Genomic DNA, 17,041 nt, shown 5'->3' with positions numbered 1-17,041 from the left:
TTGACTCTCCAATCTCGTTGAATGTCCATATTATGAAGGCTCCTTGGGCGCCGCGCCGGTCCGCGCTTTCATTTTCAGAGTCATCTCATAGCCGCCATGCAGCGCATCGATGATCCTGTCCCGGCGGCATCACTCCTGACAGCTCTTGTCAGGAGCGCCGGCGCACAATGCTGGCCCGGGCAAGGAAGGCGTCAGAGGGCGTCAGAAGGCGTCAGGAACCATCAGGAGCCATCAACAGCCATCAGCCATCAGGAGCGGACAGGAGCGAAAAGCACACTGGCCGCCGCCACGCCCGAGAACGCTCACAAAGCAGGAGGCTGGCATGGAGTTGCTGATCAATATCGACGTCGATGACCTCGAACACGGCATCGGCTTCTACGAAGCAGGACTGGGATTGCGGCTGGGCCGCCGGCTGTTCGACAACAGCGTGGCGGAAATGCACGGCGCCTGCGCGCCGATCTATCTGCTGGCCAAGGAGGCCGGCACGGTGGCCACGGCGCGGGCCGATGCGCGGCGCGACTACGCGCGGCACTGGACCCCGGTGCACCTGGACTTCGTGGTGGAAGACCTTGAAGCCGCCATCGAGCGCGCGCTCGGCGCCGGCGCCGAGATCGAGGACTGGCCGCAGGATTTCGACTGGGGCCGGCAGGCCCGCCTGTCGGACCCGTTCGGCCATGGTCTCTGCTTCATCGAATGGCGGGGCCAGGGCTACGGCGCGGTGGCCAGCCCCTGACCTTCCCGGCCTGGCCAACCCCGTGGCCAACCCCAGCCACAAACAAAAAACCCCACGGCGCGAACCGTGGGGTTTTTCATGGCAAGCCTGAAAAAGCTCAGACTTCCTCGTACAGCGGCAGCGTCAGGAATTCGGCGAAGTCTTCCGACGTCGACATTTCCTCGAAGATCTGCGCGGCACGGTCGTAAGTGCTGGTATCGCCACCCACGAGCGTCTTCACCTTGGCCAGCTCTTCCGGAATCAGCGCGCGCACCAGTTCGGCGGTCACCTTGCGGCCATCTTCCAGCTTGCCCTTCGGCGAGCGGATCCATTGCCAGACCTGCGAGCGCGAGATCTCGGCCGTGGCGGCGTCTTCCATCAGGTTGTGGATCGGCACGCAGCCGTTGCCGGCCAGCCAGGCGCCCAGGTAATGGATGCCCACGTTGATGTTCATGCGCAGGCCGTGCTCGGTGATCGGGGCCTCGGGCTTGAAATCGAGCAGGTCGGCGCCCTTCACGTTCACGTCCGGACGCTGCTTCTCGAACTGGTTCGGCTTGTCGCCGAGCACCGCCACGAATTCCTTCATCGCCGGCTCGACCAGACCCGGGTGGGCCACCCAGCCGCCGTCGTAGCCATCGGTGGCGTCGCGGCGCTTGTCGCTGATGATGCCTTCCATGGCAATCGCGTTCTTTTCCGGATCGTTCTTGATCGGGATCAGGGCGCTCATGCCGCCAATCGCGGGCGCGCCGCGCTTGTGGCAGGTCTTCAGCAGCAGCAGCGCGTAGGCGCGCATGAACGGCGCGGTCATCGTCACCTTGGCGCGGTCTGCCAGGCAGAAGTCCTTGTCCACCTTGAACTTCTTGATGCACGAGAAGATGTAGTCCCAGCGGCCGGCGTTCAGGCCAGCGCTGTGGTCGCGCAGTTCATAGAGGATTTCTTCCATCTCGAACGCGGCCAGGATGGTCTCGATCAGCACCGTGGCCTTGACCGTGCCCTGCGGCAGGCCGATCTCCTTCTGCGCCATCACGAAGATGTCGTTCCAGAGGCGGGCCTCCAGGTGGCTTTCCATCTTCGGCAGGTAGAAGAACGGGCCGGCGCCGCGTGCGATCTGCTCGCGGGCGTTATGGAACAGGAACAGCGCGAAGTCGAAGATGCCGCCCGAGATGCGCTTGCCGTCGATGGTGACGTGCTTTTCATCCAGGTGCCAGCCGCGCGGGCGCACCTGCAGCGTGGCGATCTTGTCGTTGAGCTTGTAGTGCTTGCCGTTGGAATCCAGCGTCAGCGTGCGGCGCACGGCGGCCTTCAGGTTCACCTGGCCCTGCATCTGGTTGTGCCAGTTCGGGGTGTTGGAGTCCTCGAAGTCCGTCATGTAGCTGTCAGCGCCCGAGTTGAAGGCGTTGATGACCATCTTGGCTTCCACCGGACCGGTGATCTCCACGCGACGGCATTCCAGCGCCTGCGGCACCGGTGCCACCTTCCATTCGCCCTCGCGGACGCTCTTGGTCTCCGGCAGGAAGTCGGGGATCTCGCCGGCGTCCAGGCGCTTGGCGCGCGCGACGCGGGCGGCCAGCAGTTCCTGGCGGCGCGGCTCGAAGGCGCGATGCAGCTTGTCTACCAGGGCCAGGGCTTCCGGCGTGAGGATGTCTTCGTAGGCCGGCAGGATGTCGCCGGTAATCTTCATGCCCGCGGGCAGCGTGATAGCCATCAGTCTTCTCCTGTGTGTGCGATGGTGTGTTGTCGGGTGGACCCGTCCGTCAGACCGCGACGCCGGAGGCGGCGAGGAAGGCCAGCAGGTCGTTCATGTCGTGCCCGGTGCCGGTGGGCGCCACGTCCAGGCGCTCCGCCGGGTGGCCGGCACGGTTGATCCAGAAAGTCTTGTAGCCATACCAGGTGGCGCCGCACGCGTCCCAGCCGTTCGAGGACACGAACACGATGTCCCCGGCGGGCAGGTCGAAAGCCTGCGGCCCCAGCGCGTAGGCGGCCGGCGCGGTCTTGTACTGGCGCACCGCATCCACCGACAGCACATGGTCGAACAACCCATGCATGCCCGCGCTCTTGACCGAGATGTCGAGCATCTCGGGGTTGCCATTCGACAGGATGCCCAGCGGCAGCCCCGCCCGGCGCAGCCGCTTGAGCGCGCCGAGGTTCTCGGGGAAGGCCGAGAGGCAGGCGTACTCCTTGAGCAACTGCGCCTCGGTGGCCTCGTCCAGCTTCATCCCGAGGCGCTCGGCGGCGTAGCGCAGCGCATCCACGGTCAGGGCCCAGAACGGCTTGTAGAGGGCGCCGTCGGGCGCGGCCATGGTGCGCAGCCGGGTGTAGTCGATCTGGCGTTCGCGCCACAACAGCGCCAGGGCCTCCCCCTTGCCGGGAAACAGCTGCTCCGCGCGCGCCGTGACCGAATACACGTCGAACAGCGTGCCGTAGGCATCGAACACCACCGCGCGGATCTTGTTCATGGAGGGACTGAATGGGCCTGTACACCGTTGAATGCATCCGATTGTAGTCAGTCGTTGCAGTGCGGCAAAGTCGCACCGGGTCACTTGATCTTTTACTTTTTGGCAACTAATCTTGGCCGATCCGCACAAGACTGTGTATTAACCGGCGAGCTTTCGTGGATCATTTCAAGCAATTGGAGACTTTTGTGTCGGTCGCGTCACGTGGCAGCCTCTCTGCTGCCGCCGCCGCCGAGGGCGTGGCGCCGGCGATCATCGGGCGCCGCATCGATGCGCTGGAAGAACGGCTCGGCGTAAAGTTGCTGGTACGCACCACGCGCAAAATCACGCTGACGTTCGAAGGCTCCGCCTTTCTCGAGGACTGCCAGCGCATCCTCAACGACCTCCACAACGCCGAGGCCAGCGTGTCCGCCGGCGGCGTCAAGGCCAGCGGCCACCTGCGCGTGACCGCCCCGGCCGGCTTCGGCCGCAAGCACGTGGCGCCAGTGGTGCCGCTGTTCATCGAATCGCACCCGGACGTGACGCTCACGCTCGACCTCTCCGACCGGGTGGTCGATCTCGTCAACGAGGGCTTCGACTGCGCCATCCGCCTCGGCGACCTGCCGGACTCCAGCCTGGTTTCGATCCGCCTGGCGGAAAACCGCCGTGTGGTGGTGGCTGCCCCCGGCTATCTGGCCCGCGCCGGCACGCCGAAGCTGCCCGAGGACCTGTCGCGCCACAATTGCCTGGCCTTCGGGGCCAGCGCCAACGTGCAGCGCGGCTGGGTGTTCCAGCAGGACGGGCGTGCGGTCACCGTCAAGGTGGGCGGCAATATGGAATGCACCGACGGCGCCGTGCTGCACGCCTGGTGCCTCGAAGGCCATGGCCTGGCGTGGCGGTCCTGGTGGGAAGTGGGCCAGGAAATCGCCAGCGGCCGGCTCGTCACCGTGCTCGACGACTTCCAGGCACCCCCCATCGGCATCCACGCGGTGTTTCCCCAGCGCAAGCACCTGCCGCTGCGTGTGCGGCTGTTCATCGACCATCTGAAGCACACCTACGGCAACCCGGCCTACTGGCGCCGCGCCGAGCAGGCGCCGACCAGCGCCGCCGCCGAGGCATCCGCCGCCGTGGCATAGGTGGTTTCACCCACGGAAAACCTTGATATTCCGCAATGGCGGCTGCTTCACACTGACTACAATCGAATCAGACAGGCGCCGTCTGGCCTGCCCCGCCTTATCGTGAAATCGTTAATTCGTGAAGGGAGGTATGGCATGTTCAAGCACATCCTGTTGCCCACCGACGGGTCGGAACTCTCCAAAAAGGCCATCAATGGCGGCCTGGAGCTGGCCAAGGCGATTGGCGCCCGGGTCACCGCTTATGTCTGTCTGGAGGAATACCCCTACACGCCGTTTAGCGAGATTGTCGTGGAGGCCCCGCAAGCCTTCCGGGACCGGATCGAGAACCAGGCGCGGCTCTACCTGAAGGAGATCGAGACCGCCGCCGTGGCCGATGGCCTGCCCTTCGACGCCGACATGACGACCTTCGCGGTGCCCTACCTCGGCATCATCGACGCGGCGGAACGCCATGGCTGCGACGTGATCTTCATGGCCTCGCACGGCCGGCGCGGGCTGTCCGGCCTGCTGCTCGGCAGCGAAACGCAAAAAGTCCTGACCCACACCGACATCCCGGTCATCGTCTACCGATGACACGCTGAGAGGCGGCACCCCGCCGCGTCCAGCACACAACAAGGCCGCGCACGGCAACCTGCGCGGCCTTGTTGCTTCATGCGTCAAGATCATGTCGCAATCACACCAGAATTATCCAAATTGGCGCCAGGAATTGGACGAACTGCGGTATTCGTGACCCCTGCCGTTGACGAGAATCCCATCATTTATCTCCAACGGGAAGAGCATGATGGCACTCGAGCTTTGCGTCCGGCTGTGGACCCGCCGCGCGGTCTGTATTGGCGTAAGTGCGTTGCTGGCCGCCTGTGGTGGCGGCGGTGACGATTCGGAGCCCGCTGGCACGGACATCTCCGTGACCCAGCCGGAGGCGGGCCCCGCCCCGCTCCCGCCCGGCGTCCCGCCCATGCCGGCGCCGCCGGACCCGCCGCAGGACCCCACGCCCGAGACACCCGAGACACCCGAGACTCCCGTCGTCCCGACCGAGCCGCAGCCGATACCGCCCATTCCAGATCCGGAGCCGCCCATCGAGACCGAAGTGATCACGCGGGAATCGGTACTGAAAGCGCAGGCGCGCGTATACGCCGAAGCCCTGTGGAAGTCCGCTGAAACGCTGGACCCGGGCCGCGCGCTGCCGGTCAACAAGTCCTGCATGAATGCCCAGGGCGTGGCCAGCCCGGTTGGCTGGGTGTTCACCGGCAACCTCGGCCAGTTCATCTGGAATGTGACCGCCGCGCGCGATCTCGGCCTGCTGGACGCCGCCGAAGCGCAGCGGCGCGTGGCGCGACATCTGAGTTCCCTCGCCGTCCTGCAAGAGACAGCCCGGCGCAATGGCGCGCCCGGCGGCCTGTTCCATGGCACCACGGACAACCGGACGGCCGTGCCGGGTGGCGATGTGGGGTCGATCGAGAACGCCTGGCTGGCGGTCAGCCTTGCCATGGCCAAGCAGGCGTACCCCGCACTCGCCGCGCAGGCTGGCGCCATCCTCGGCCAGATGCGCTTCGAGACCATGGTGCACCCGCAAAAGCAGCAATACGAAATCTCCTTCAACCCCAAGACGCAGACATTTTCGGGGATGACCTACGGCCTGCTCGGCGAGACACGGCTGCTGGCCTATGCGGGCATCGCCCTCGGCACCGTGCCGCGCAGCCAGTATTTCAGTATCGCCCGCGTGCCGAGCTGGAGCGAGCGCTCCCCGGACCCGGCAAAATTCCGCACCTACGAGGGCGTGCGGGTGTATGAAGGCACCCGCTCCTATGGCGGCCTGCATTTCATGCCCACCAACGGCGGCTCTGTGTTCGAATCATTCGCGGTGCCCGTGGTCATTTCCGAATCCAGATGGGGCCCCAACAGCTGGGGACGCTCGCATCCGAACATGGCCAAGACGCAGATCAAGTACGGCCTCGACACCTTTGGCTACTGGGGCTTCTCGCCCGCTTCCGTGCCGGCCACCGCCGGGTACACGGAGTACGGCACGCCGCCGGCTTCGCTGGGCGGCTCGGGCTACAACCCCCGCGGGCAACACACGGCCTCCCGTGCCGGCCCCGTGGTGTCGCTCTACTCGGTGCTGCTGCTGATCGAGGAGGAGCCTGAGGCGGTGATGGCCAACATGAAGAAGCTGCTCGACAACTTCCCCACGCTGAACCACCCGCAATACGGCCTGATGGACAGTGTCGACGTGGAAAACGGCACCGTCTCCAAGTGCCTGCTTGCCGGCAACGTGGGTTGGGCGCTGGGCGCCGTGACCAACTACCTGACCGATGGCAAGCTGCGCGGCTACGTGGACAAGGAATGGGGCCATGCACTGCAGCCCCTGCTGGAGATCGAGGAATTCAGCATTCCGGCGCAGGCCTGAAAATCAGGGCCAAGAAATGGACGAACTACGATTATCGTGATCGCTGTCGCGGACGAGAATGGTTCATCAGAACATTCTCGCTCGGAGCGCATCATGACATTTGCCTCATCCGCACACCCACTGGCCCGCCGGGCCATCTGCATCGGCCTCAGCGCCTTGTTGGTCGCCTGCGGAGGCGGCGGGAGCGACGAGCCAGTGGCCCCGCCGGCCCAACCGGGCACCCCGGCGCAGGTGGATCCCGGCGCCGCGCCGGTGCCTGCCCCAGCGCCCCAGCCAACCCCCACCCCAGCCCCGACACCGGCCCCAGGCCCGACACCTGCCGGGGACCCGCCTGCTGAAGTCGCGCCCGATGTCCCCGTGCTGCCCGACCCGCAGGCGGCCCTGAAGGCCGAAGCGCGCATCTATGCGAAGTCGCTGTGGAAGTCCATCGAGGCGATGGAGACCAAGCCAGCGTTCCCGTCGAACAAGGCCTGCGTCAATGCCGAGAACAAGATGAACGCGGTCAACTGGATGTTCATCGGCGAGCTTGCGTCGTATATCTCGAACCTGGTGGCCGCGCGGGACCTTGGCCTGATTGCACCGGAAGACGCCAGCCAGCGCATGGCGCGCATGCTGCCCGCCATCGCCGTGCTGCAGCAGCAGGCCAGGGACAAGGGCGCGCCGGGCGGATTGTTCCTCGGCTCGCTCAACAGCACCACGGGCGTGCCGGACGGCGACGTGGGCGTCATCGAGAATGCCTGGGTGGCCACCGGCCTGGCCATGGCCAAGCAGGCCTTCCCGGAACTCGCCGCGCAGGCGGGCGCCATCCTCGCCCAGATGCGCTTCGACACCATGCTGCACCCGACGAAGCAGCAGTTCTACATCAACTACAACCCCGCCACGCAGCAGAACTCGGGGAGCACCTATGACCTGATGAGCGAGACGCGGCTGATCAGCTATGCGGCGATTGCGCTGGGCAATGTGCCGCGCAGCCAGTACTTCCACCTCGACCGCGTGCCGGAATGGGCCGAGCGCAGCATCGACCAGTCGAAGTACCGCACCTATGAAGGCGTGCGCGTCTACGAGGCCTCGCGCAGCTTCGGGGGGCAGTCCTTCATCCCGACCTGGGGCGGCTCCGTATTCGAGACATTTGCCGTGCCAATCATGATCAACGAGCAGAAATGGGGTACCAACAGCTGGGCACGTTCGCATCCGAACATGGCCAAGGCGCAGATCCAGTACGGGCTCGACCAGTTCGGCTACTGGGGCTTCTCGCCCGCCACCATTCCGGCCACGGGCGGGTACACCGAGTACGGCGCGCCGCCGCTGTCCGTGGCGGGCGGCTACCGCCCGGTGGGGCAGCGTGAATCCACCCGTGCCGGCCCGGTGGTATCGCCCTATTCCGTGTTGTCGCTGATCGAATACGAGCCCGAGGCCGTGATGGACGCCATGCGCAAGCTGATCACCAACTTCCCCGCACTGGACCACCCGACCTATGGGCTGATGGACAGTGTCGACGTGCAGACCGGCATTGTGTCCAACTGCGCGCTCTACCTCGACAATTCGCTGGCGCTCGGCGCCGTGGCCAACTATCTGACCGATGGCAAGCTGCGTGGCTACGTGGACAAGGAATGGGGCCACATCCTCCAGCCGCTGCTGGAGATCGAGGAATTCAGCATCCCGGCGCAGCCCTAGTCCGGCAGCCCTACCCCGTCGCCAATGAAAAACGCCGCGCCGTCCCCTACCGGACGGCGCGGCGTTTTATCGCCTATCGACGACTAGCCGGGAATCAGGCCACCTTCTTGTCGAAGAACTGCTCGTCTTCGGTCGAGCCCTTCAGCGCGGTCGTTGACGACTGGCCGCCTTCGATGGCCTGCGTCACGGCGTCGAAGTAACCGGTGCCCACTTCGCGCTGGTGCTTGACGGCAGTGAAGCCCTTCTCGGCCGCGGCGAACTCGTTCTCCTGCAGTTCCACGAACGCGCTCATCTGGTTGCGGGCGTAGCCGTGGGCCAGGTTGAACATCGAGTAGTTGAGCGAGTGGAAGCCGGCCAGCGTGATGAACTGGAACTTGTAGCCCATCGCGCCCAGCTCCTTCTGGAACTTGGCGATCGTGGCGTCGTCGAGGTTCTTCTTCCAGTTGAACGACGGCGAGCAGTTGTAGGCCAGCATCTTGCCCGGGAACTTGGCGTGGACGGCCTCGGCAAACTTCTTGGCGAACTCCAGGTCCGGCTTGCCGGTTTCGCACCACACCAGGTCAGCCACTTCGGCATAGGCCAGCGCACGGGCGATGGACTGCTCGATGCCGGGCTTGGTGCGATAGAAACCTTCCACGGTACGCTCGCCGGTCAGGAACGGCTGGTCGCGCTCGTCCACGTCCGAGGTCAGCAGGTCGGCGGCTTCGGCGTCGGTCCGGGCGATCACCAGCGTCGGGGTGCCCGAAACGTCGGCAGCCAGGCGCGCGGCCGTCAGCTTGGCCACGGCTTCACGCGTCGGCACCAGCACCTTGCCACCCATGTGGCCGCACTTCTTCACCGAGGCGAGCTGGTCTTCGAAGTGAACGCCGGCGGCGCCCGCGTCGATCATCGACTTCATCAGTTCGAACGCGTTCAGCACGCCGCCGAAACCGGCTTCGGCATCGGCCACGATCGGCGCGAAGAAGTCGGTATCACCCTTGCCTTCGCTCCACTGGATCTGGTCGGCGCGCTGGAAGGTGTTGTTGATGCGCTTGACCACCATCGGCACCGAGTTGGCCGGGTACAGCGACTGGTCCGGGTACATTTCGCCGGCCAGGTTGGCGTCGCCAGCCACTTGCCAGCCGGACAGGTAGATCGCCTTCAGGCCGGCCTTCACCTGCTGCATGGCCTGATTGCCGGTCAGCGCGCCGAGCGTGTTGACGAACGGCTCGGTGTTCAGCAGGTGCCAGAGCTTCTCGGCGCCACGGCGGGCCAGCGTATGCTCGATCTGGACCGAGCCGCGCAGGCGCACCACGTCTTCGGCCGTGTAGTGACGTTGAATGCCCTTCCAGCGGGGGTTGGTGTCCCAGTCTTTTTGCAGGGCGTCGATTTGTTGTTGGCGGGAAGTCATGTTCACTCTCCTGATGACAGATGGTAGTTGGCGAAAATTCGGGTACTTGGCTTCGGATCTTGTGACACCCTGCGTCGCCGGTTTTTGGCGTCTCAGGTCATGTGTCTTATATAAGAGTGTAGGGAAGCTTCCCGCGTCGCAACAAGCGCTCAATCATCGTCAGGCAGAGATTTTTATTCCTTATCAATCAATACGTTGCAAAATAAATTTCACGATGCGGCAAGCAATCTTCCATGATGAGAAATGACCGTTGTGCCGCGCACCCATGTATTTTTGCGCACCAAAACAGCTTTCCACATCATGAAATATTGGCAGCCGAGGACGACACTCGCGCTTTTGCGAGGTCTGGCGACGCCGGCGCCCCTTCCAGATGGTCGACAAATTCGCTGACCATCGTCGCCATGCGGCGGGGCTGTGCCAGCGGCAGCCAGTGGTGGGCCTCCACCTGCCGGCGCCAGAGGTCGGCCACCCATTTGCCGAGGTTCTCGGTGAGTGCGGGACGCACGTAGCGGTCCAGCGTCGGCACGATGACCTGCACCGGTGCGTGGGCGCGGCGCTCGCGCGGGGCGCGCAGCCGGGCGCGGAAGTTGGCACGGTAGAGCCGCAGGCCCTGGATGCCATCGGCGGTCTGCGTAGGATTGGGCGGCGCGAACAGCCCCTCGGTATGGCGCAGCCAGTGCGTCCAGCCGCGCCCGAGCCAGAGGCGCCAGTGCCACTCGGGCAGCTTGGGAATATGGAAGAAGACGATGTACCAGGAGGCCAGCGCCTGCCGCAGCGTGGCGCGCCGCTGCGCCCAGGTGCGCCGCCCCGGCGTGCGCAGCGCGCTGGCGGCATGGTCGAGGCACGGCCCCGAGCACGAGGTGAACGACGCGATGCGCCCGTGCAGGCGCGGGTCGGTCACGAATTCCCAGCCCTGGATCGATCCCCAGTCATGGCCAACCAGATGCACGCGCCGATCTGGCGCCACGGCGTCGATGACCGCGATGAAATCGTCGGCAAGGCGCTCCAGCCGGTAGTCGTCCACGCGCGGCGGCACGTCTGAGCCACCCGCGCCGCGCACGTCGTACGCAATCACATGGAAGCGGTCGGCCAGCGCCTGCGCCACGCCTTGCCAGACGTGGCTGTTGTCCGGGTAGCCGTGCACCAGCACCACCACCGGCCTGGCAGGATCGCCCCACGCCGTGGCGGCCAGGCGCACGGTGCCGGACTGGACGTGGAAGCGGCAGGCCGGATGCGGATAGGGATACGGCTGCGGCCCGTCTCGCTCTATCTCTCTATCTATATGAAGGGGATGGCTGGCTGGCATCGGCGGCAGGCTCCGGGGATGGCGCGATGACAGCCGGTGCTGTCATCGTCGATCCATGCTACGCCGAACGCTGCAGCGCCGCGAGCCGTGCGGCGCTGTTTGAAACGTGACAAAAGCGGGACAAATTCGCGGATCAGGCCACCACGCCGTCACGCGCCTTGCGGTAGGCCACCCAGTCGCCGCTGTCGATGCGGGCGAGCCCGGCCACGGCGGCGTCGGCCACCGGATACAGCAGGCATTCGATGGGGGCGCCGTTGCAGTCCACGATGCAGGATTCGCGCAGGAACAGCGTGGCCTGCCCCGGGTAGACTTCCTCGATTTCGTCGAGCACGGGCAGCAGCGCGTCGGGGATGTCGTAGAGATCGCCGGTGACCGGCCCGGCCGCCGCGTCCGGCACAAGGCCGGGATAGGTGCCGAAGTCATACAGCCGGCCCGCCAGCACGCCCGTGCCGATCAGCGTTGGCGCGGCAATGCCGTGGCGCGTGGCGGCGCGGTTCAGGTCGTTGACCTCGCCGGCACGCAGCGTGCCGTAGACGAAAACGCGGGGCATCGAAACGTCTCCTCAGGAAAATGGCCAGTCGCAAAGCGGCCATGGTAGAGGAAATATGGCGGATTGCGGCGGCGTGCCGCCCTACATCTGCTTGAACAGGTGGGCGTACTGCCGCGCCACCGGCAGCACTTCCTCGCGGTCGCGCAGGCGCAGCGAGAGCCGGCCCAGCGACTGGGTGATCGCGCTCGCCACGCAGTCGATATTGACCACCGTGCCGCGATGAATCTGCCAGAAGCGGTCCGGGTCCAATTGCTGCGCCAGCTCGCGCAGGCTGGTGCGGATCAGCGCCTCGCCGCTGGTGGAGACCACGTTCACGTACTTGTCGGTGGCTTCGAGGTAGACCACTTCGTCCACGGGAATGATGCGGACCTCCTGCCCCACCAGCGCCTTGATGAAGCGCAAATACTGCCCAGCGGAACGCGCGGGGGTCTGGTTTTCGAGCGACTCGAGCCGGTGCAGCAGCTGCGCGAGCTTGTCCGCATCGACCATCGCGCCCACGTCGTGGGTCTCGTGGCTGCTGTCCCGGGCCTCCATGCGCGCCTTGAGCCGGCACACCGTGGCCTCCAGCCGCTCGCGCTGCACCGGCTTCAGCACGTAGTCCACGGCGGCGCGCTCGAAGGCTTCCAGCGCGAACTGGTCATAGGCGGTGACGAAGACCACCAGCGGCGGGTCGTCGAACTCGATCAGTTCGCGCGCCACGTCCATGCCGCTCATGCCGGGCATGCGGATGTCCAGGAAGGCCACGTCGGGCCGATGTTCGCGGGCGGCATCGAGCGCCGCCACGCCGTCATGGACCACGGCGACGATATTGGCCTCGGGCCAGAGGCCGGCCAGTTCGGACGCCAGCACGCGGGCCAGCAGCACTTCGTCGTCAGCGATCAGCAGGGTCGGACTCATGGGGTCGAGGTCGAGGTCGGGGTCGGACTCGGGGAGGCAGAAGGGAATCAGGAGCTGGACACGGCAGGCGTGGCCATGGCCGGTGCACCGCCATGCGCGGGGGCGCGCACGGGTGCGAGCGTGGGATCGGTCCGCCGCACCAGCGGCAGCGTCACCCGCACCACCACGCCGCGCGGGGTGTTTTCTTCCATCTGCATGCTGGCCGTGGCACCGAAGATCCGCGCCAGGCGCTCGCGCACATGGGTCAGGCCCATGCCCGAGCCCTTGCTGTGGCCCTGGCAGAAGCCCACGCCGGTATCGGCGATGATGACCTGCACGCTGCCGTCGCCGGCATCCCGGGCAGACAATGTGATCTTTCCGCCATTCATACACGGCTCGATGCCATGCGTCACCGCGTTCTCCACCAGCGGCTGGATCAGCATCGGCGGAATCTCGGCCTCGGCCAGCGCCGGCGGCAAATCAATCTGGAATGCGAGCCGCGCGCCAAAGCGCATGCCCTGGATATCGAGATAGCTGCGCAGCAGCTCGAACTCCTGCTTCAGCGTGCACTGCTCCGCCCGCGTGTGTTGCAGCGACATGCGCAGGAAGCCGATCAGCCGTTGCAGTAACTGCCGCGCCGCGCGCGGATCGGTGGCGATCAAGCCATCGAGGTTGGCCAGCGAGTTGAACAGGAAATGGGGTTCGATCTGCGCCTGCAGCGCCATCAACTGGGCGCGCACGAGCTGCTTTTCGGATTCCTCGCGCTGGAGCGCGTCCAGCGCGGCCTGGCGCTCCAGGTAGGCCAGCTTCTCGCGCGACCAGTAGAAATAGATCATGCTCGCCGATGCCAGCATGCCCACCACCAGGCACATGCGCAGCATGTCGCCCGCCTCCGCCTGCGACTTGATCGGCAGCCCCAGCAGCTCGCGCGTGGCCCAGCTGCCGAGCACCACGCCCAGCGGCACGGCCACCACGGCCAGGCACATGAACGGCCAGCGGCGCGGGCGGTCGTTCCACCAGATCAGCACGCGCGGCACGTCGATAAAGATCCAGATCGACAGGCCGATCAGCTGGCTATAGAGAAAGTTGTGCGCGAAGGTACCGCCCGTCTGGAAGCCGTAATTCAGGCTGACGGCGATCACCGTGTTCATGCAGAGCACGAACAGCAAGTCGCGGCCAAGGATATTCAGCCGCGATGGCAGCGCGGTGGAGAGGCAGCGCTTCATGGGCGGCCGCTCGCGGGGCCGACGCACCCATCCCCGGCATCATGGATTTGCCGCATGGTCTTCCCTCCTCGTAGATTCACGGCAGTGGCCGCGTGGCATTCTGATGATGCACTGCAGCATGCATCCGCCTGTTATCGCAATTTGCTTAAAAGGCGGTCTGCGTGAGGGCACTTTACGCCGGACGCGGCGAGGAAGGAAGCACCGTGCGACGAAACGGCGGCACACGGCGCGAAGTGTGCGCCGGGACGACCGGCTGGGACGACCGGAAGGCGGGATCGGGCAAGGATCTGCCGCGGGCAACCCCCCGCGAACGGCCGTTTGAAAGCCGTCCGCGCAGGATCAGGCGGCCAGCGCCGGGCGGTTGGCGCTCTCGGCCAGCGCCGTGGACACCGTATCGCGCGACAGATGCGGCGCGAACATATTGATGAACGCGTGCGCGTAGCCGCGCAGGTACGCGCCCCGCCGCACGGCCACGCTGGTCGTGTTCGGCTCGAACAGATGGTCGGCGGAGATCCGCACCAGGCCGGCGTCCTTGCGGGCGTCGTAGGCCATCGAGGCGATGATCCCCACGCCCAGGTCCAGTTCGGCGTAAGTCTTGATCACGTCGGCATCCATCGCCGTCAGCACGATTTCCGGCTGGAGACCGGCCTCGGCAAACGCCCCGTCGATCTTGCGGCGCCCGGTAAAGCCGGCGTCGTAGGTGATGATCGGGAAATTGGCGATGTCCTCCAGCGTCGGCTCGGGCAGCCGCGTCAGCGGATGCTCGGGCGAGACCACCAGCACGTGCTGCCAGCTGTAGGCCTCGAACGAGGTCAGCCCGGCCTCGTTGGCCACGGCCTCCGTGGCGATGCCGATGTCGGCCTGCCCCGTCAGCAGCAATTCGACGATATGGGACGGCGACGCTTCCTGCAGCGCCAACGTCACGTGGGGGTATTCACGCCGGAAGCTCTGCACCACCTTCGGCAGCGCGTAGCGTGCCTGCGTGTGCGTGGTAGCCACCGTCAGGCGGCCGGTATGGCGGCCCGCGAACTCGTCGCCGGCCTGGCGCAGGTTCTCGGCTTCGAGCAATAGCCGTTCGACGATGCGGACGATCTCGCGGCCCGGCTCGGTCAGCCCGGTGAGGCGCTTGCCGTAGCGTTCGAAGATCTCCACGCCGAGTTCTTCCTCGAGTTCGCGGATCTGGCGCGACACGCCTGGTTGTGACGTATAGAGCGCATTGGCCACTTCCGTCAGGTTGAACTGACGGCGCACCGCCTCGCGGATCGATCTCAGTTGCTGGAAGTTCATGGGGGCGCTCCTGGGTCTGCTCTGTTTGTTGGGGGCGGATCAGTTACGGGTGCCGGCCGTGAAGACGCGCAACTGGCGCGGACGCACCGCCAGCAACTCGCCCTCCCGGAACCCCGCGTGTCGGAAGCGTTCGAGCGGCAGCGCCACCTCGATCACGTCCTGGTTGTCCTCGCGCTCCAGTTCCAGCTGGGCCACCGGCCCCAGCGTCAGCGCGCGGCGCAGCGTGACGGCGATGCCATCGGTGCCCGGCGCGTAGCGCTCCACGTCCAGGTCATGCGGACGGACGTAGGCCACCGCGTCGCCGGCGGTCTCGTGGCCGCTGCCCACCACGGGCAGAATCGCCTCGCCGGTATGCAGCAGCCCGCCGGTATCGCCCACTTCCAGCCAGCCATGGAACAGGTTCACATTGCCGAGGAAGCCGAACACGAACGGCGTGGCCGGATGGTTGTAGACCGCCTCGGGCGTGCCGGACTGCTCCACGCGGCCGTGGTTCATCAGCACCACCTGGTCGGCCACTTCCAGCGCCTCTTCCTGGTCGTGCGTGACGAATACGCTGGTCACGTGCAGTTCATCGTGCAGGCGGCGCAGCCAGCGGCGCAGTTCCTTGCGCACCTTGGCGTCCAGCGCGCCGAACGGTTCGTCGAGCAGCAGCACGCGCGGCTCAACGGCCAGCGCGCGGGCCAGCGCAATGCGCTGGCGCTGCCCGCCCGAGAGTTGCGCCGGATAGCGGTCGGCCAGCCAGTCGAGCTGCACCAGTTCCAGCAGCGACTTCACCTTCTCGCGGATCTTCGCTTCCGAGGGCCGCTCGGCGCGCGGCTTCACGCGCAGGCCGAAGGCCACGTTCTCGAACACGCTCATATGCTTGAACAGCGCGTAATGCTGGAACACGAAGCCGACATTGCGCTGGCGTACGTGCTGCGCGGAGGCGTCCTGCCCGCCCAGCACCACCTGGCCAGCATCGGCGCGCTCCAGGCCGGCGATGATGCGCAGCAGCGTGGTCTTGCCGCAGCCCGAGGGGCCCAGCAGCGCGGTCAGCTCGCCTTCGTCGAAGTCGAGCGAGACGTTGTCCAGCGCGACGAAATCGCCGAAATGCTTCTGTACGTTCCTGACCTGAATGCTCATGATGGCTGCCCTTGCAGTGTCGGCGCGGGGCGGCTCGCGCCCTCGTCCTGATGTTCCTTGCCGGCGCGAATTTCCACCAGCGTCTTGATGCCCAGCGTGACCAGCGCCAGCAGCGTCAGCAGCGACGCCACCGCGAACGCGGCCGCGAAGTTGTACTCGTTGTAAAGAATTTCCACGTGCAGCGGCATGGTGTTGGTCAGGCCGCGGATATGGCCCGAGACCACCGACACCGCGCCGAACTCGCCCATCGCCCGCGCATTGCACAGGATCACGCCATACAGCAGGCCCCAGCGGATGTTCGGCAGCGTGATGTGCCGGAAGGTCTGCCAACCGGACGCGCCCAGCACGATGGCGGCCTCCTCCTCCTCGCTGCCCTGGGCCTGCATCAGCGGAATCAGCTCGCGCGCCACGAACGGGAAGGTGACGAAGATCGTCGCCAGCACGATGCCCGGCACCGCGAACATGATCTTGATGTCGTGCGCCTCCAGCCACGGGCCGAACCAGCCCTGCGCGCCAAACATCAGCACGTAGATCAGGCCCGAGATCACCGGCGAGACCGAGAACGGCAGGTCGATCAGCGTGGTCAGCAGCTGCTTGCCCCGGAATTCGAACTTGGCGATGGCCCAGGCGGCGGCCACGCCGAACACCACGTTGAGCGGCACGGCGATGGCGGCCACCAGCAGCGTGAGCTGGATCGCCGAGACGGCGTCCGGCTCCACCAGCGCGGCGAAGTAGGTATCGACGCCCTTCTTCAGCGCCTCATAGAACACCGAGGCCAGCGGGATAAACAGGAACAGGCCGAGGAACAGCACCGCCACCGTGATCAGCGTGTACCGTACCCACGGGGCTTCGCCGGTGGCGTCGTGGCGATGCGGGGCGCCGGGGTTGGCCCCTTGCGACGCGCCGAGTCGGGAAATTGCGCCGGCCAT

Annotated in this window: 15 protein-coding genes; 5 read left to right on the top strand and 10 right to left on the bottom strand. The window is 66.0% G+C overall.

The window, feature by feature from the left end:
• The first annotated feature begins 322 nt into the window (after window positions 1–322).
• Complete coding sequence (locus SB751_RS10795; RefSeq protein ID WP_144200614.1) at window positions 323–733, top strand: VOC family protein; 411 nt, start codon at window positions 323–325, stop codon at window positions 731–733.
• Window positions 734–830: 97 nt separating this feature from the next.
• On the opposite strand, the gene aceB is transcribed toward SB751_RS10795, so the two are convergent.
• Together aceB and SB751_RS10785 are read right to left on the bottom strand one after the other, a co-directional pair.
• Entirely contained in the window at window positions 831–2,417 is a 1,587-nt protein-coding gene (gene aceB, locus SB751_RS10790) for a malate synthase A (protein WP_144200616.1), read from the bottom strand.
• Window positions 2,418–2,466: 49 nt separating this feature from the next.
• A complete protein-coding gene (locus SB751_RS10785; RefSeq protein WP_144200618.1) occupies window positions 2,467–3,168 on the bottom strand; it encodes a haloacid dehalogenase type II in 702 nt (233 codons plus the stop codon).
• Window positions 3,169–3,323: 155 nt separating this feature from the next.
• Here SB751_RS10785 and SB751_RS10780 point away from each other — a divergent pair, with 155 nt between their 5' ends.
• From SB751_RS10780 to SB751_RS10765, 4 genes are all read left to right on the top strand, one after another.
• The gene (locus SB751_RS10780; protein ID WP_144200620.1) at window positions 3,324–4,280 is read left to right on the top strand and encodes a LysR family transcriptional regulator; all 957 of its coding nucleotides are present in this window, start codon (window positions 3,324–3,326) and stop codon (window positions 4,278–4,280) included.
• 135 nt (window positions 4,281–4,415) lie between these two features.
• On the top strand, window positions 4,416–4,850 hold the full coding sequence (locus tag SB751_RS10775) for a universal stress protein (protein WP_092289374.1): 435 nt from the start codon (window positions 4,416–4,418) through the stop codon (window positions 4,848–4,850).
• A gap of 205 nt (window positions 4,851–5,055) precedes the next feature.
• Window positions 5,056–6,681, top strand: coding sequence for a DUF3131 domain-containing protein (locus tag SB751_RS10770; RefSeq protein ID WP_244844695.1), 1,626 nt, complete (start codon window positions 5,056–5,058; stop codon window positions 6,679–6,681).
• Between the two features lie 357 nt (window positions 6,682–7,038).
• Window positions 7,039–8,355, top strand: coding sequence for a glucoamylase family protein (locus SB751_RS10765; RefSeq protein WP_244844696.1), 1,317 nt, complete (start codon window positions 7,039–7,041; stop codon window positions 8,353–8,355).
• A 94-nt stretch (window positions 8,356–8,449) separates the two neighbouring features.
• Here the strand turns inward: SB751_RS10765 and aceA are convergent, their stop codons facing one another.
• The 8 genes from aceA to cysW form a co-directional block, all read right to left on the bottom strand.
• Window positions 8,450–9,745: an isocitrate lyase gene (gene aceA, locus SB751_RS10760; RefSeq protein ID WP_144200624.1), complete on the bottom strand. Its 1,296-nt coding sequence runs from the start codon at window positions 9,743–9,745 to the stop codon at window positions 8,450–8,452.
• A gap of 298 nt (window positions 9,746–10,043) precedes the next feature.
• On the bottom strand, window positions 10,044–11,051 hold the full coding sequence (locus SB751_RS10755) for an alpha/beta fold hydrolase (RefSeq protein ID WP_211943142.1): 1,008 nt from the start codon (window positions 11,049–11,051) through the stop codon (window positions 10,044–10,046).
• Window positions 11,052–11,184: 133 nt separating this feature from the next.
• Window positions 11,185–11,601 carry a gamma-glutamylcyclotransferase gene (locus tag SB751_RS10750; RefSeq protein WP_144200628.1) on the bottom strand — a complete coding sequence of 139 codons (417 nt, stop codon included), beginning with the start codon at window positions 11,599–11,601 and terminating at the stop codon, window positions 11,185–11,187.
• Between the two features lie 81 nt (window positions 11,602–11,682).
• The gene (locus SB751_RS10745) at window positions 11,683–12,498 is read right to left on the bottom strand and encodes a LytR/AlgR family response regulator transcription factor (protein WP_144200630.1); all 816 of its coding nucleotides are present in this window, start codon (window positions 12,496–12,498) and stop codon (window positions 11,683–11,685) included.
• Between the two features lie 47 nt (window positions 12,499–12,545).
• On the bottom strand, window positions 12,546–13,703 hold the full coding sequence (locus tag SB751_RS10740) for a sensor histidine kinase (protein ID WP_144200632.1): 1,158 nt from the start codon (window positions 13,701–13,703) through the stop codon (window positions 12,546–12,548).
• Window positions 13,704–14,042: 339 nt separating this feature from the next.
• A complete protein-coding gene (locus tag SB751_RS10735; protein WP_144200634.1) occupies window positions 14,043–14,990 on the bottom strand; it encodes a CysB family HTH-type transcriptional regulator in 948 nt (315 codons plus the stop codon).
• Window positions 14,991–15,029: 39 nt separating this feature from the next.
• Window positions 15,030–16,112, bottom strand: coding sequence for a sulfate/molybdate ABC transporter ATP-binding protein (locus SB751_RS10730; RefSeq protein WP_410748021.1), 1,083 nt, complete (start codon window positions 16,110–16,112; stop codon window positions 15,030–15,032).
• Window positions 16,109–17,041: a sulfate ABC transporter permease subunit CysW gene (gene cysW / locus SB751_RS10725; RefSeq protein WP_211943143.1), complete on the bottom strand. Its 933-nt coding sequence runs from the start codon at window positions 17,039–17,041 to the stop codon at window positions 16,109–16,111. The genes SB751_RS10730 and cysW overlap by 4 nt, the downstream gene beginning before the upstream one ends.

The organism is Cupriavidus sp. SIMBA_020 (assembly GCF_046535395.1).
Classification (GTDB): Bacteria; Pseudomonadota; Gammaproteobacteria; order Burkholderiales; family Burkholderiaceae; genus Cupriavidus; species Cupriavidus campinensis.
Note: the sequence above shows the minus strand (reverse complement) of the source record. Positions and strands in the feature narration are given on the sequence as shown.